This is a genomic window from Neobacillus sp. PVCKKU3 (genome assembly GCF_058323225.1).
Genome location: NZ_JBLVQN010000001.1, coordinates 184,980 through 201,063, shown reverse-complemented (window position 1 = coordinate 201,063; position 16,084 = coordinate 184,980). Strand labels below are relative to the sequence as shown.

Genomic DNA, 16,084 nt, shown 5'->3' with positions numbered 1-16,084 from the left:
GCTTTCCGCGGGCGTTGCGGGGAGCCTCCTCAGCGCCTCTGGCGCCTGCGGGGTCTCCCCTGCCCCGTACTCCCGCAGGAGTCTTCGTGCCTTCCGCGCCAATCAACAGGTGTATTAATAAAGACCTCGACTTACAATAAATAATAATAAAAGTGGTGTTCTGTTATCTTAACCCACACTACAGCATGAAGTTTAATATTATTTTTCAAATGATATATAACTTAGGCATTTTTCATTTGTTCCTTATCTAATCGAAAAAAGCCTGTCAAAATAAAAAATTGCAACACACATAGCGCGGTTAGAAAAAAGTGTGTTGCAATACTTTAGGTTGAATTGCCTCCCTGTTGATTGGAGCGGAGGGCACTCGACTCCTGCGGGATATAGAGGTCACTGGAGACCCCACAGGCGCAATAGCGCCGAGGAGGCTCCAGGACCTCCCCGCGGAAAGCGAGTGCCCGGAGTGGAAATCAACAGGCCTAGTTGCAGAGACAATCAATAGATTTAAATAAAAAAGCTGTACGCATCTGCACAGCTTTTTTGTTTGGAATTTAAGACTGCATTATTTTATTCAGTAAATCCTCTTCAAACTTCTGCTCGCGAAGCATGGCGATTTCGTGGCGATATGGCGCCTTTTTATTGTTTTTGTCTTCACCTACAAACGGAGTTTCAAGAATTTTCGGTACATCCACCAATTGCGGATGATGAACAATATAGTTTAGTGCCTTAAATCCAATATGGCCAAATCCGATGTTTTCATGACGGTCTTTTCTTGTTCCTGATGCATTTTTGCTGTCATTGATATGGAGCACCTTTAATTTATCTACGCCAATAATTTTATCAAACTCATTAAGTACACCATCAAAATCCTCGATGATATTATAGCCGGCATCGTGGGTATGGCATGTGTCAAAGCATACTGACAGTTTTTCATTATAGTTGACACCATTGATTATCGTCGCAAGTTCCTCGAATGATTTCCCGCACTCCGAACCTTTTCCCGCCATTGTTTCTAAAGCGATTTGAACCTGTTCTTTTCCGGTTAGCACTTCATTAAGACCTTCGATAATCTTTTTAATCCCAGCCTCCTCACCGGCACCGACGTGAGCACCTGGGTGAAGGACTATTTGCTTGGCACCGATGGCTTCTGTCCGTTCGATTTCCGACCGTAAGAACCGGACGCCCAATTCAAATGTATCCGGATTGGTGGTATTTCCAATATTGATAATATAGGGAGCGTGGACAACTATTTCGGAAATTCCATTCTCCTCCATATGTCTTCTTCCCGCCTCAATATTTAAATCCTCGATTTTTTTCCTTCTAGTGTTTTGCGGGGCTCCCGTATAAATCATAAAGGTGTTGGCACCGTAAGAAATGGCCTCCTTACTTGCAGCGAGAAGCATTTCTTTGCCGCTCATTGAAACGTGCGACCCTATTTTTAACATTATTTCCTCTCCCTCTATTTATTTTTTCTTATCTAATCTGCGCTGCCGCTTCTTGATATTCTCTATTTCTGTTTGCATTTTCTTTTTATACCCTGGTTTTACCTTTTTCGGCTTTTTAATGACAGCCTTTACACGATGGTCAATCTCATCCTCTGGCTTTACTCGTGTTTTCCGGCGGTTTCGACCTTCTAGTTCAACAAATTCGTTATTTTTTAAGTCAACATTCTTAAATTGAATGCCCATCTTTTCAAGACGAATTAAAGCATCTTCATCTGATAAATCATAAATCGTTAAGGCAATCCCGGCATTTCCTGCTCTAGCGGTTCTGCCAACCCTGTGAATATAAAAATCCAAGTCAGACGGAATTTCATAGTTTATGACATGGCTTACCCCTTCAATATCAATTCCCCTTGAAGCAAGATCTGTCGCAACAATATATTGAAATTCCAAATCTTGAATCTGCTTCATCATTTTTTTTCGTTCTCTTGGAGTTAAATCTCCGTGGACTCGTCCAACCTTCAAGCCTTTTTGATATAAATAATCCGCCACCTCATCAGCCATTTTTTTCGTGTTTGTAAATACAATGGCTAAATAGGGATTGCAGGCGATGAGAGTATCATGAACAAGCCCCTTCTTATCGCGGTGTCTTGATGGAAGCAGATAATGCTCCAGGTTTTCAGCTGCCTTCCTTATCGGTTCAATCTGAATGTTTTTTGGATTCTCCATGTATTTTTTCAGAAAAGGCTTTAATTTTTCCGGAATGGTGGCGGAAAAAACATACATTTGCAGGTCTTCCGGCAGCCTTGACGCAACACGGTCAACATCTTCAATAAAGCCCATGTCCAGCATCATATCCGCTTCATCGACGACAAGAATCCGGGCTGTATGTACTAATAGCGCCTGTTCCTTTACAAGGTCGTTAATTCTGCTTGGGGTTCCGACAACAATATGAGGCTGTATTTTTAATTTCTCGATGGTCCGCTGCTTGTCTGTTCCACCTGTAAATAATTTGGCGGTAATTGTTTTCTCAGAGGGACAATGCTCAGTAATTTTTAAAATTTGTTGATAAATCTGGCTGGCAAGCTCTCTGGTAGGTGCTGTAATGACTGCTTGAACCTCTTGTCTCGAAGCATCCACCTTATCAAGGATTGGCAGCACATAGGCAAATGTTTTTCCCGTTCCGGTTTGTGATTGGCCAATCGCACTTTCCCCTTTTAATACCAACGGAATCATTCGTTCCTGAATTTCCGTCGGTTGAGTGAAGCCCAGCTTGTTCAGCGCCTCATTAATAAAGCCTTGAAAATCAAAACGTTCGAATTTAGTTTCTTTCATTTACGTACTCCTTATATAAAAATATCTTATTTTTAAGTCAAATGATCGGGAGACCTGCGATTTTCGCGTCCATCAAGTAATTATAGTAGAGTTCAAGGTAAATCTCCAGTTATTATCATCTTTTACTTTCCTGCAGCTTTTAAAACCATAAATTTCATTTGATTCTGAGTATAATACCTAAACAAAAACAAGGTGTATGCATATTGTAATTCAAGAGGGTAAAAGTGGAAATTCCGCACATGTTCAAGAGTTTTCCCCATCCGCACTTTTTCCTTTTGTAATTTCTTTTTTATGGGAAAACGGCGTCTTCATGTGCTGAAAAACGAGAGGAGGTTTTATGGTATGCAACCAGGACCTAGATTCCCAATGCCAGGGGGAATGGGACCGTTTGGCGGCGGTGGACCAATGATGGGCAGACCGGGCGGTTTATTCGGCGGGGGAAATCAAATGATGAGACCCGGCGGAGGACTGATGGGCGGTGGAAGAAATCCAATGATGGGCCCGCAAGGAAATCCCTTTGGCGGAATGGGCGGACAACAAATGGGCAGAGGCGGCGGATTACTCTCTAGGCTTTTTGGCGGAGGAAACCGCATGGGCGGACCAGGCGGAATGATGGGCGGCGGCGGACCGAGCGGCCTGATGGGGATGCAGGGTGCCGGCAGAGCCGCAGGAGGCGGCGGCGGATTGCTCCAATCCTTGTCTAACCCGGGTGGACTATCAAGTATTCTTAACAATACTCAACAGGTTATAAAGACGGCCCAGACAATAGGCCCAATGATCCAGCAGTATGGTCCATTAGTGAGAAACCTGCCAGCCTTATGGAAGTTATATCGCGGCTTAAAAAGCTCTGATTCAGATAAGGAAGAATCGAGTGAAAAGAAAAAGCAGTCAGGGGAAGAATCCTCTAGCAGCCGCTTAACATCAACAAATCGAACAACCAAAACTTCATCTAAAAAAACGAGTCGAAAAGGAACGCAGCAAACCAGTTCCGACAGGAAAAGCAGCGGAAAAAGAACACACAAGACCAGTGCGCCGGAAAAAAGACAGCACCCAAAAGGAACCTCGATACCTAAATTATATGTTTAACATAAGAATGCCGGCCACCGGCATTCTTTACTATTTTGGGCAGGAAAAATGTCTCTTTGTAATATATCTATTAGTTTTATATAATGGACATATAATCTATTAAAAATTTTTCCTTTTGGAGGACTTCATATATGCAAATCGTTAAAATTTCGCCGCGGGGTTATTGTTATGGTGTTGTTGATGCCATGGTCATTGCGAGGAATGCGGCATTAGATAAAACGCTGCCCCGGCCCATCTACATTTTGGGGATGATTGTTCACAATAAACATGTTACAGATGCCTTTGAAGAAGAAGGAATTATCACCCTTGACGGCAAGAATCGTCTTGATATCTTAGAGAAAGTTGACAAAGGGACCGTTATTTTTACAGCGCACGGTATCTCGCCAGAGGTAAGGGAACTTGCGAAAAAGAAAGGGCTAGTCGCCATTGACGCAACCTGCCCGGATGTAACCAGGACACACGACCTTATTGAAGAAAAGGCCAGGGAAGGATACCAAACGATTTACATCGGCAAAAAAGGGCATCCAGAGCCTGAAGGGGCACTTGGAGTGGCACCCGGCATGGTCCACCTTGTGGAAACACCTGCTGATGTCGAAGCATTGAATCTCGATTATGATAAACTCATTGTCACTAATCAAACAACCATGAGCCAATGGGATGTTTTCGATACGATGGAAAAGGTAAAAGAAAAATATCCTCATGTTGAGGTATTTAATGAGATTTGCCATGCCACCCAAATCCGTCAGGAAGCTGTTGCCGAGCAGGCTAAACAAGCGGATGTCACCATTGTCGTCGGTGATCCAAAAAGCAACAATTCTAATCGCCTTGCTCAGGTTTCTGAGGAAATTGCTGGTACAACAGCATATAGGATTGCTGATATTACAGAACTTGACATCGATTGGATTAAGGACGCCAAAAACGTGGCTGTTACTGCGGGTGCATCAACTCCGACACCAATTACGAAGGAAGTCATCACGTTCCTTGAACAATTCGATCCAAATAACGAAGCTACATGGGAACGCAAGAAAAACGTTCCATTGGCAAAAATCTTGCCTAAGGTAAAAAAAGAGAGCTAAGTGAGTAGGCTGACATAAGTCAGCCTATTCTTATATGAATTGAAAAGGATCGGTATGAATTTGTGAAGGAAAAATCTCCACTTCATAGCCTGCTTCTTGGCATAATATCTGCAACGTTTTGGTCAGGCCTTTTTTCATGACCTTTTCAACATTATGTCCTGGGTCAATCATATTCAAGCCATCCATCATCGCATCATGAGCGGTGTGATAATAAATATCCCCTGTCACATAAACATCGGCCCCTTTATATTTGGCATGGGAATAATATTTATTGCCATCTCCACCTAATACAGCGGCCTTCTTCACTCTTGCCTGCATATCGCCCACCACGCGGACTCTGTCCACCTCAAGAGCCACTTTTACCTTTTCGGCAAACTCCTCTAACGTCATTTCCGGAATCTTTCCAATTCTTCCTAGCCCAAGTACCTCTCCTTTATTTTCAAGCGGATAAACATCATAGGCCACTTCCTCATATGGATGAGCTTTAATCATAGCGGTGATTACCTTTTTTAAGATAGGCTCAGGTACAATCGTTTCAATCCGAACCTCTTCGACCGTTTCTGGCTCCCCAGGCTTACCGATAAAAGGATTCGTATCCTCCCCCGGCAAAAATCGGCCAGTACCGCTTGCCGTAAATGAGCAATGGCTATAGCTGCCAATAAAACCTGCACCGGCATTCCCAAGCGCCTGTCTTAGTTCATCAGCATGACTGACAGGCACAAACACCACTAATTTCTTTAGTTTTGTATCAAAAGTAGGAACTAAAACCTCAGCATCCTCCAACCCTAAGGCTTCAGCCAGCCAATCATTTACCCCGCCCTTGGCCACATCTAGGTTGGTATGAGCTGCGTATACAGCAATATCATGTTTGATCAATTTCTCAATTAACTGCCCTTGAACAGTATCAGTAATAATATTTTTTAGTGGTCGGAAAATCGGCGGGTGATGAGCAATAATAAGCTGAGCCTTTTTTTCAATGGCCTCATCAATGACGGAATCAAGAACGTCCAAGGCAATCATTACCCGTTCTACCTTTTGATTAAGGCGTCCAATTTGCAGGCCGATTTTGTCGCCTTCCATTGCCAGACTCTTTGGCGCAAATTTTTCAAACAGCTGAATAATTTCATGACCATTAGCTTTTTTCAATTTTCAATGCCTCCTCCACAAGTTTTAGCTTATCTTCTATTTCCTTTCTTTTCTCAACTGTTTCAGGGGTCGCAGCAGCGTTTTCTAACTGTTTTTTAACTCTTTCCCAATTGCTGCTTTCAGACAGCCATTTTTTCTTAAAGATCTCATTTTGGTTCTGAATGAGAAATGGTCCCATTAACAGCTCCATCTCCATTTTATTCTTTTGATAAGGGCGTTCTGCATTACCTTTTTCAGCAACTAAAATCTCATAGGTTTTGCCGTCTTCCTCAAGAATTTCTTCAGCAATCAACTCCCATTCATTTTCCAAAAACCATAAACGGATGGAAATGGCGCTAATGTTTGGCTGTAGCACAAGCCTCTTGACGGTTTCAAGCTTTTCTTTTCCATTTTCTAAAATACTGGCAATCAAAGCGCCACCCATGCCGGCAATCGTAATGCAATCTATTTCACCAGATTCGATAACCTCGAGGCCGTCTCCCATCCTGACTGAAATTCTATCTGACAGTCCTTCTGCCATTACATTGCTTTTTGCAGATTGATATGGACCTTTCGCTACTTCACCGGCAACGGCAAACGGAATGCCAGCGTTTTTTACTAAGTAACTAGGCAGATAGGCATGATCAGAACCAATATCTGCTAATCTTGCCTCTTTTGGAACGTATTTCGCAACAGCCGTCAAACGCATTGATAATTTTTCTGCATTCAAATTAACACACCTGCTTTTCAATATGTATGCCTTAATAATATAAAAGGTCCTTTACAGATGCAAAGGACCTTTTGTCAAATTATTTAAGTTTCGATAACCAATCTGCCATTGCAGCAGCTTTATCCTCGGGAACAAGACCTGCAGGCATGGCGCCTTTACCGTGAGTCACGATGTTTTTAAGTTCTTCTTTAGAAAGCTTGTCGCCAACACCTTTTAACGGAGGACCTACAACCCCTTGGTATTGATCGCCGTGACAGCCAATACAAGTTGTTTTATAAATGTCTTCTGGCTTAGATGCAGCCACTTCTGTTTTCTCACTGCCTTTGCCTTCACCTTTCTCAGCAGCAAGCTCCTTACTATCCCCTAGTCCTTTAAAAGACAAAGTGAACATAAGGACAATCCCAAAAACCATGATGAGAATGTAAGGAATTACCGGATTCTTTTTCATAATTTTACCTCCCTATGTATAAACATCTGTAAATAAATAAAACCGCCTACAAACAACTACTATTTTACTTGAAAATGAACAGAAGGAAAAGCCCTAATGTTATTTTATCACTATAATCTTTTAAAAAAAGAGCAAAGAGGCTAAAATAATTATTTATTTCAGCCTCTTTGTTATATTTCCCAATTATTTTTTTGCTATGAATAGTCTGTTGATTTCCGCTTCAGGGGCTCGCTTTCCGCGGGCGTTGCGGGGAGCCTCCTCGGCGCTTTAGCGCCTGCGGGGTCTCCCCTGCCCCGTACTCCCGCAGGAGTCTCGCCCCTTCCGCTCCAATCAACAGAGTGTGAAAAATAACATTTTGCCTTTATAGGGCCTGTTTTAACAACCAATTAATCTTGAAATCACCATCCGCTGGACTTCGGAGGTTCCTTCGCCTATTTCCAGAAGCTTGGCATCACGCATCATTCTCTCCACATGATATTCCTTCATATAGCCATAGCCGCCGTGAATTTGGACTGCTTGGCTGGTAACTTCCATACATATTTCGGATGCGTATAATTTACACATTGCTGCTTCCTTTGAAAATGTTCTTCCTTGATCCTTTAACCAAGCCGCCTTATAGACCATATTGCGGGCTAGCTCGATTTTCATTGCCATGTCAGCCAGCTTAAATTGAATAGCTTGGAAAGTTGAAATTGATTTGCCAAACTGTTTTCTTTCCTTAGCATAGGCTAGCGCTTTCTCGTAAGCACCCTGAGCTATCCCGACAGCCATGGCGCCGATTCCAATTCTGCCGCCATCAAGGGTAATTAAAAATTGCTTAAAACCCTCGCCTCGTTTTCCCAGCAGGTTTTCCACAGGTACTTTGACATCCTCTAGGACAAGCTCAGTTGTATTGGAGGAATTTAAGCCCATTTTTTCGTAATTATCAATTACTGTAAATCCAGCTGTATTCGTTGGAACAATGATGGCACTGATTTCTTTTTTACCGTTTGTTTCATTCGTTACAGCCGTTAGTGCCAAATGCTTGGCATAACTGGCATTCGTGATGAAACATTTATTTCCGTTGATGACAAACTGGCCATCCGTTTCCTTTGCGGTTGTTTTAGTTCCCCCGGCATCGGATCCGGCATTTGGCTCTGTCAATCCAAAGGCACCTAACGATTCGCCTGTGCAAATGGGTCTTAAATAGGTTTGCTTTTGCTCTTCTGTACCAAATAAGTTTAAAGGAGCGCCCCCTAAGGAAATATGCGCTGAATAAGTGATGCCTGTTGAACCGCAAACTCTGCTTAACTCTTCCACCACAATCGCAAAACTAACAGTGTCTGCCCCTCCCCCGCCGTATTCCTCTGGGAAGGGAAGTCCCATCATTCCCATTTCTGCCATTTTTTTAAACACATCTGTCGGAAACTGTTTTGTTCTGTCACGTTCTATTGCATCTGGCGCAACCTCTTCTTCTGCAAACTGGCGTATTGTCTTTTTAATCATTTGTTGTTCAGATGTTAAGTCAAAGTTCAAGTCCATCTCCCCCTAATCACCTATGTATACGCTTACAAATATATTATATTCTTTTCACCTGACAATTCTCAACCTTAATAAATTTTAGAAAATAAAATATTATCTGAATACGGATTGATAAACTCATTCACGTAGGGCATTTAGCACTACAAACCTTATCTGAATAGGAAGAATTGACTTTAGTTCACCTTTTTTACGATAATAATTAAGTTGTTATTTGGGGGGAAATACCAATTGGCCCATTTGCAAAATGAGAGACAATTCAGTAAAATAGAAAACAAAGAGAAAGAGCTTTCAAAAAAATAAATGAAAACTCGCCGATTGGCGAGTTCGTTAGGACGAAGATAGAGGCGTAGTTGAATTTATACTTTCTTATTAGCTAAAAAAAATAGTTTACTTCTTGTAAGAAGTAAACTATCTTTTGAGCCTTATTCCAAGAAATCTTTAAGGCGTTTACTGCGGCTTGGGTGACGCAGTTTCCTTAATGCTTTTGCTTCAATCTGCCGGATTCGCTCGCGGGTGACACCAAAAACCTTGCCGACCTCTTCGAGGGTGCGGGTACGGCCGTCATCCAGCCCAAAACGAAGGCGAAGAACATTTTCTTCCCGGTCCGTCAGGGTATCGAGAACATCTTCAAGCTGCTCCTTTAATAACTCGTAAGCAGCATGCTCTGAAGGGGATGTAGCATCCTGATCCTCGATGAAATCTCCAAGATGTGAGTCATCTTCTTCACCAATTGGTGTTTCAAGTGAGACAGGTTCCTGGGCAATTTTTAAAATTTCCCTTACCTTATCAGGTGTCAGGTCCATATCTTCGGCAATTTCTTCCGGAGTTGGTTCGCGGCCTAAATCCTGCAGCAACTGACGCTGAACACGAATAAGCTTGTTAATTGTCTCTACCATATGCACTGGTATCCGGATTGTTCTCGCCTGATCGGCAATGGCGCGGGTAATCGCTTGGCGAATCCACCATGTGGCATATGTACTAAATTTAAAGCCTTTACGATAATCAAATTTTTCAACCGCTTTGATAAGACCCATATTTCCTTCCTGGATAAGGTCAAGGAACAGCATGCCACGGCCAACATAGCGTTTTGCAATACTAACAACAAGACGGAGGTTTGCTTCAGCAAGGCGCCGCTTTGCTTCTTCATCACCTTGTTCAATGCGGTGGGCTAAGTTAATTTCTTCTTCAGCAGAGAGCAAATCAACCCGGCCAATTTCCTTTAGGTACATACGAACAGGGTCGTTGATTTTTACACCTGGAGGTACACTGAGATCATTTAAATCAAATTCATCGCCATCATCATCTTTTGATAGCGCCTTGATGCTTGGATCATCATCGTCCTCATCATCACTATCACCAACTAATTCAATTCCCTGGTCGCCAAGGAATTCGTAAAACTCATCCATCTGGTCGGATTCCACTTCGAAATTTGCCATTTTCTCGGCAATATCATCATAGGCAAGGACACCAACTTTTTTACCCAATGCGGTTAACTGGTCTTTCACTTGCTCAAGGGTCAATTCATTCTCGACCTCGCTTGCACGTGCTGATTTTTCAGCAGCCATACGGGGGTCCCCTCCTTCAATTAATCAAACACACTAAATTACTCTATAGTGATTTACGCAATTGATTGATTTCATTTCCAATCGCAGCAGCCAGCCTAAAATCACTGTGTCGCTCCGCTTCTTTTAACTCAGCTTCTTTTTCCTTTATTTTTAACAATTTTTTATGTTTCAACACCTGTTTGATATAATCAGTTAATTCCTGATGACTTAATTCATCATTAATTGACATCATTTCGATGTTGGCAACTATTCTTCTTAGATTTTCATCATGAATATAGGATAAAAATGCGCTTGAATCAGGGTTAATATGTTCTTCGTAAAATGCCAAAAGATAGGTTATGATTGCCTGATGTTCATCTTCGTTAAACGTATCGCCCTGTAGTAACTCCTGTACCTTATAGGTGTTATCCCTGCTTTTTAGCATATGGGCAATGAGACATCTTTCTGCCCGATAATACGCAGGTTTTAATTCATTTACTTTTTTTTGCACTAGAATCGGCTTAGATTTTGGTTCGTTCTTACCAATTTCCTTTTTCTTCTCCGCAAAATATATCTGCTGTTCCTGCTGTTTTAAGCTATCTAATGATAGGGAAAACTCTGCTGCAATTTGCCGCAAATAATGATCCTTTTCAACGGCTTTTGTTAATTTGCTGATTTCTTTTACTATTTGTTCGATATAAGCAAGCCTATCTCCTTCATTCTGAAGATTTTTTCCTCTTCGAAAATAAAGAATTTTAAAAGCCATCCAAGTTAAACTTGCTCCAATTACCTCGCCGCGAAATTTCTCCGGACTGTTCTTCTTTATATATTCATCCGGGTCCATGCCATCAGGCATTAAAGCTACTTTTATTTGAAAGCCTGCATCGTTCAAATGGTTGCCTGCTCGAAACGCTGCTTCAATTCCTGCTTTATCTGAATCATAGCAAATAGTGATGGTTTGCGCGCTTGTACGCAAAAGGGCGATATGATCATCAGTCAACGATGTCCCCATTGTCGCAATGCCATTTTCGATTCCGGCGCGGTCAGCGGAAATCACATCTGCAAACCCTTCAAATAAAACTGCCTGCTGGGATTTTTTTATGCTGGGCTTAGCCAAGTTGTAATTGTATAAAATTTTGCTTTTATTAAAGATTGCTGTTTCGGGACTGTTTAAATATTTGGGCTCATCAGCCCCTAGTGTTCTCCCTGAAAAAGCAATCGTATTTCCGTTTCTGTTGAATATCGGAAACATAATTCGGTCCCTAAATCGATCAAAGTATGTTCCATCTTTTTCACGTTTAATGATGAGTCCGGCTTTTTCCATCCATTCGGGAGAAAAATCCCGTTTCGTTAGGAACTTATAAACAAAATCCCACGAATTCAAGGAATAACCAATTTGAAATTTTTCAATCGACTCATGTGTAAATCCTCTTCCAAGCAGATACTCTAATGCATGCTGTCCTTCTTTTGTATTTACCAGCAAGTGATGATAAAATTTACGTAACAGCTCGTGAGCATCAAGCATGGCCTGAAGTTCATCAGAAATTTTTTTCTCGGAGTGAGCGGAGGATAAATTTATTTCAAGATTAATATTTCCTCGAGCAGCCAGTTTCATAGCCGCTTCCTGAAATGAAATTCCCTCTAGTTCCATTAAAAAAGAAAAAACATTTCCGCCTGCACCGCAGCCAAAGCAATGGAAGATTTGTTTGTCAGGCGATACTGAAAATGACGGGGTGCTCTCTCCATGGAAAGGACATAATCCGAAGTAATTTCGCCCCTGCTTTTTCAACCCGACATAATCGCTGATTACCTCGACAATATCAACAGCCTGACGAATTTGTTCTATTTTTTCTTCGGCAATACGGTCTGCCATGAAAACAACTCCATTGGTATACAGGTATTCAACACCTTCATTTTAAATTCCTGCAAATTTCGACAAAATTTTTGTTAATTCCGCCGTAAATTTTTCCGATCCGCTAAACGAAAAGGTTTTGGACCTTTACCGTAAACTCCCTTCCTTCTAGCCTTCGCGTTAAGGAACTTTTCCTTGTTTTAGTGGTCAAAGGAGGCGATAAAAAATATGTCAATGGCGAATTTCTTTGCAATTTCGACAATCTCCGCCTTGACCGGGAAGGAATCAGCATGGACATAAATTGTCGGGTGGTCTCTCACCATTTTATTAATTCTACATCACTCCGAATATTCCTTCTTTCCAGATTAATTTTATTGGGAAAACTCACCGATTTACGAGCAGGCAAACGGGTTATGGAGAAATTTTCCCGATAAAATAAGAATTTCAAAAAAAAATTCCTTAGAGTGAAAAAAAGGATTTATGTCGAATTTTTTTTTGTAGGTCCCCTTGACATCTCACAGTAAATAGTTTATTCGTTCAAATGCAAGTCTAAACCTAAAAACATATATTTTTATCACAATTTTTTATTATAGTATATTCGTTATCATTTTGCTATAACTTTTTATTTATTATTTTTTTACCCAATAAGCAAAAAACACATAATCATAAGATTATGTGCTATGGCCTGCCTTTTTGGATATAGTTTAAAATAACATTGGCCGTCTCTTCAACTGCTTTATTGGTTACATCAACAACAGGACAATTAATTTTCTGTACTACCTTTTCAAAAAAATTCAACTCTTCTTTTATCCTGTCAATGTTTGCATAGCTAGCCTGATCATTTAATCCTAAAGAAAGCAGTCTTTCTCTTCTTATGTTATTTAACTTTTCCGGACTGATTTTTAAGCCAAAGCATTTCTCTTTCGGGACTTTATAAAGTTCTTCCGGCGGATCAACCTCTGGAACAAGCGGGACATTGGCCACTTTTAGGCGTTTGTGGGCTAAATACTGGGATAAAGGAGTCTTTGAGGTTCGAGATACACCTATTAGCACAATATCTGCCTTTAAAATCCCTCTAGGATCACGCCCGTCATCATACTTTACAGCAAATTCAATTGCCTCCACCTTTTTAAAATAATCCTCATCCAATTTGCGGACCAGCCCTGGTTCACACAATGGTTCTTTGCCGCTGAAGCTTTGAATTTGATCGATAATCGGGCCAATTAAATCCACAGCTGAGATTCCTTCTATATCTGTTCTTTCTTTCATGTATGTACGCATTTCAGGTTTGACAAGTGTATATGCCACCATTGCATGATCTAAAGAAACAAGTGACAAGACTTCATCAATATTTTCCTTATCTTCTACATAAGGGAATCTCTTTAATGTCATCCCGGATCCATTAAATTGACTGATAGCCGCTTTTGTTACTAATTCGGCCGTTTCACCTACTGAATCTGATACCACATAAATCACTGGCGAGACCATTCCCAAATCAACTCCTTCTTATTACCAAACTTTTATTCATCATCACCTAACGCAACAAAGGCTTTGGTAATGTTCGTTTTCGTTACTCTGCCGATCACTTCAAAGCCTTTTTCGGTTTCTCTCACTACCGGCAGTGCATCTATTTGTTTTTCAATTAACTTTTTCGCAACTTCAATAAGCAGGTCATCCCGCTCGCACATGGTTATATTGGGCATTCTTGTCATGATGATATTGACAGGAATGGTCGTTAACTCTTGTTTCCCAATGCTTGCCCGAAGCAAATCTTTTCTGGATAGAACTCCAACCAAAACAGTATTTTGGTCGACCACAAATAATGTCCCGACATCCTCAAGGAACATGGTGCAAATAGCATCATAAACCGAGACGTTTTCACTTACGACAACCGGGATGGATTGGTAGTCCCTCACATATATTCGTTGAAGATTTTCCGTTAATAATTGCGCTCCTGATTTTCCTGTATAAAAATATCCGACCCGGGGCCTGGCATCTAAAAAACCAGCCATTGTCAAAATAGCAAGATCCGGCCTTAATGTAGCTCTGGTTAAGTTCAATTGGTCGGCGATATGCTCTCCTGTGATCGGTCCATTTTCCTTTACTATATCTAATATCAGCTCTTGGCGTTTTGTCAGTTCGATTGTCCTCACCACCCTTTTAATTCCTGAAAGTATCCCGGAAGCCTCTTATTTAGCAATATTATATACTAAATGCTAACTAATTGAAATGAATCGGCTGTGAACTACAAATGAAACCTAGCCGATTGAAAGTCCGATAGGACGGTTCATGAGGCGTAGTTGAATATATAATTTCCTCCTATTAGCCAAATAGGAAAAGGTGCGGGTTTCCGCACCTTTTTCTTAGAATGATACCTTTTCTTGTAAGAATGCAGCAAGCTCCGCTATTGGAACCCTTGTTTGTTCCATGGTGTCGCGGTCTCTGACGGTAACCATTTGATCTTCCTGGGAATCAAAATCATATGTGATACAGAATGGAGTACCGATTTCATCATGGCGGCGGTATCGTTTACCGATAGAGCCTGCTTCATCATAATCTACGTTAAAGTGTTTTGCTAATCGTTCAAATACTTCTCGTGCACCATCGGAAAGCTTCTTTGAAAGCGGAAGAATTGCTGCCTTAAACGGTGCGAGAGCAGGATGGAAACGCATAACTGTTCTAGATGTTCCATCTTCTAACTGCTCTTCATCATAAGCATCGATTAAGAAAGCCAACGTTACCCGGTCTGCACCAAGGGAAGGCTCAATGCAGTATGGAATATATCGTTCATTTGTTTCCGGATCAATATAATTGAAATCCTCACCGGAATGTTGCATATGCTGCTTTAAATCATAATCAGTTCTAGAGGCAACACCCCAAAGCTCACCCCACCCAAACGGGAATTTATATTCAAAATCAGTTGTAGCATTGCTGTAATGGGACAGTTCGTCTTCGGAATGGTCGCGAAGTCTTAAGTTTTCTTGGTTAAGACCTAATGACATGAGCCATTTTTCCGCAAATTGCTTCCAATAATCAAACCATTTTAGTTCCTCTCCTGGTTTGCAGAAGAATTCCAACTCCATTTGCTCAAATTCTCTTGTACGGAAGGTAAAGTTACCCGGTGTAATTTCATTACGGAAGCTTTTACCGATTTGGGCAATACCGAATGGCAGTTTCTTACGCATTGTCCGCTGTACATTTTTAAAGTTTACGAAAATACCTTGAGCTGTTTCCGGACGAAGAAAAATTTCATTTGCACTCGTTTCCGTAACACCCTGGAATGTTTTAAACATAAGATTAAATTGGCGAATGCCGGTGAAATCGTGGCTGCCGCAGTCTGGGCAGGCGATATTATGCTCTTTAATCAGCTCTTCCATTTTTTCAAACGGAAGGCCATCGACTACCATCTCAATTCCTTTTTCTTCAAGCGCATTTTCAATCAATTTATCAGCACGGTGACGGGCTTTACAGTTTTTGCAGTCAATCATTGGATCGTTAAAGTTGCCGATATGCCCTGAAGCTTCCCATGTTCTCGGGTTCATGAGGATTGCCGCATCTAAGCCAACATTATATGGTGACTCCTGAACAAACTTTTTCCACCAGGCAGCTTTTATATTATTTTTAAACTCGACACCTAAAGGACCGTAATCCCAAGTGTTCGCAAGTCCGCCGTAAATTTCAGACCCAGGAAAAATAAAACCTCTGTGCTTAGCGTGTGAGACAACCTGTTCCATTGTTACACTCATCGTAATAACTCCTTTTTCATATTCTTAATAAATAAAAAAACTCCCGTCCCTATGCCTATAATAAGCATAGGGACGAGAGTTACCCGCGGTTCCACCCTATTTGCTGCCCTAAATAGCAGCCACCTTAATACAACTTTGCTCAAGAACGCCTTCCTTAATACTCTATACCCTAGCTTACACTA

The 16,084-nt window shown here is 41.4% G+C and carries 14 protein-coding genes; 2 read left to right on the top strand and 12 right to left on the bottom strand.

All coding sequences use genetic code 11. The annotated features are described in order from the left end of the window. Positions 1-548: 548 nt before the first annotated feature. On the bottom strand, positions 549-1,442 hold the full coding sequence (locus ACNQGS_RS01020) for a deoxyribonuclease IV (protein WP_491485712.1): 894 nt from the start codon (positions 1,440-1,442) through the stop codon (positions 549-551). Between the two features lie 18 nt (positions 1,443-1,460). Beyond that, positions 1,461-2,774: a DEAD/DEAH box helicase gene (locus ACNQGS_RS01015; RefSeq protein ID WP_491485711.1), complete on the bottom strand. Its 1,314-nt coding sequence runs from the start codon at positions 2,772-2,774 to the stop codon at positions 1,461-1,463. 342 nt (positions 2,775-3,116) lie between these two features. Here ACNQGS_RS01015 and vrrA point away from each other — a divergent pair, with 342 nt between their 5' ends. Continuing rightward, positions 3,117-3,860, top strand: coding sequence for a VrrA/YqfQ family protein (vrrA, locus tag ACNQGS_RS01010; protein WP_491485710.1), 744 nt, complete (start codon positions 3,117-3,119; stop codon positions 3,858-3,860). Between the two features lie 131 nt (positions 3,861-3,991). Then, a complete protein-coding gene (locus tag ACNQGS_RS01005; protein WP_491485709.1) occupies positions 3,992-4,936 on the top strand; it encodes a 4-hydroxy-3-methylbut-2-enyl diphosphate reductase in 945 nt (314 codons plus the stop codon). Between the two features lie 30 nt (positions 4,937-4,966). On the opposite strand, the gene ACNQGS_RS01000 is transcribed toward ACNQGS_RS01005, so the two are convergent. The 10 genes from ACNQGS_RS01000 to ACNQGS_RS00955 all read right to left on the bottom strand — a co-directional run bounded on the left by ACNQGS_RS01000 (position 4,967) and on the right by ACNQGS_RS00955 (position 15,902). Then, positions 4,967-6,082: a Nif3-like dinuclear metal center hexameric protein gene (locus ACNQGS_RS01000; protein WP_491485708.1), complete on the bottom strand. Its 1,116-nt coding sequence runs from the start codon at positions 6,080-6,082 to the stop codon at positions 4,967-4,969. Then, complete coding sequence (locus ACNQGS_RS00995) at positions 6,069-6,791, bottom strand: tRNA (adenine(22)-N(1))-methyltransferase (RefSeq protein WP_491485707.1); 723 nt, start codon at positions 6,789-6,791, stop codon at positions 6,069-6,071. The genes ACNQGS_RS01000 and ACNQGS_RS00995 overlap by 14 nt, the downstream gene beginning before the upstream one ends. Before the next feature lie 79 nt (positions 6,792-6,870). After that, positions 6,871-7,239 carry a cytochrome c550 gene (cccA, locus tag ACNQGS_RS00990; RefSeq protein ID WP_423799118.1) on the bottom strand — a complete coding sequence of 123 codons (369 nt, stop codon included), beginning with the start codon at positions 7,237-7,239 and terminating at the stop codon, positions 6,871-6,873. Positions 7,240-7,614: 375 nt separating this feature from the next. After that, the gene (locus tag ACNQGS_RS00985; RefSeq protein WP_491485706.1) at positions 7,615-8,754 is read right to left on the bottom strand and encodes an acyl-CoA dehydrogenase; all 1,140 of its coding nucleotides are present in this window, start codon (positions 8,752-8,754) and stop codon (positions 7,615-7,617) included. A gap of 428 nt (positions 8,755-9,182) precedes the next feature. Then, on the bottom strand, positions 9,183-10,325 hold the full coding sequence (rpoD, locus tag ACNQGS_RS00980; protein WP_491485705.1) for an RNA polymerase sigma factor RpoD: 1,143 nt from the start codon (positions 10,323-10,325) through the stop codon (positions 9,183-9,185). Between the two features lie 43 nt (positions 10,326-10,368). Then, positions 10,369-12,177, bottom strand: a complete 1,809-nt coding sequence (dnaG, locus tag ACNQGS_RS00975) for a DNA primase (RefSeq protein WP_213144824.1) — start codon at positions 12,175-12,177, stop codon at positions 10,369-10,371. Positions 12,178-12,356: 179 nt separating this feature from the next. Further along, on the bottom strand, positions 12,357-12,479 hold the full coding sequence (locus ACNQGS_RS00970; protein WP_491485704.1) for a hypothetical protein: 123 nt from the start codon (positions 12,477-12,479) through the stop codon (positions 12,357-12,359). Between the two features lie 355 nt (positions 12,480-12,834). Further along, positions 12,835-13,644, bottom strand: coding sequence for a pyruvate, water dikinase regulatory protein (locus tag ACNQGS_RS00965; protein WP_213145291.1), 810 nt, complete (start codon positions 13,642-13,644; stop codon positions 12,835-12,837). A gap of 32 nt (positions 13,645-13,676) precedes the next feature. After that, positions 13,677-14,312: a transcriptional regulator CcpN gene (gene ccpN / locus ACNQGS_RS00960; RefSeq protein ID WP_338088285.1), complete on the bottom strand. Its 636-nt coding sequence runs from the start codon at positions 14,310-14,312 to the stop codon at positions 13,677-13,679. A 207-nt stretch (positions 14,313-14,519) separates the two neighbouring features. Then, entirely contained in the window at positions 14,520-15,902 is a 1,383-nt protein-coding gene (locus ACNQGS_RS00955; RefSeq protein ID WP_491485703.1) for a glycine--tRNA ligase, read from the bottom strand. Positions 15,903-16,084: the final 182 nt, after the last annotated feature.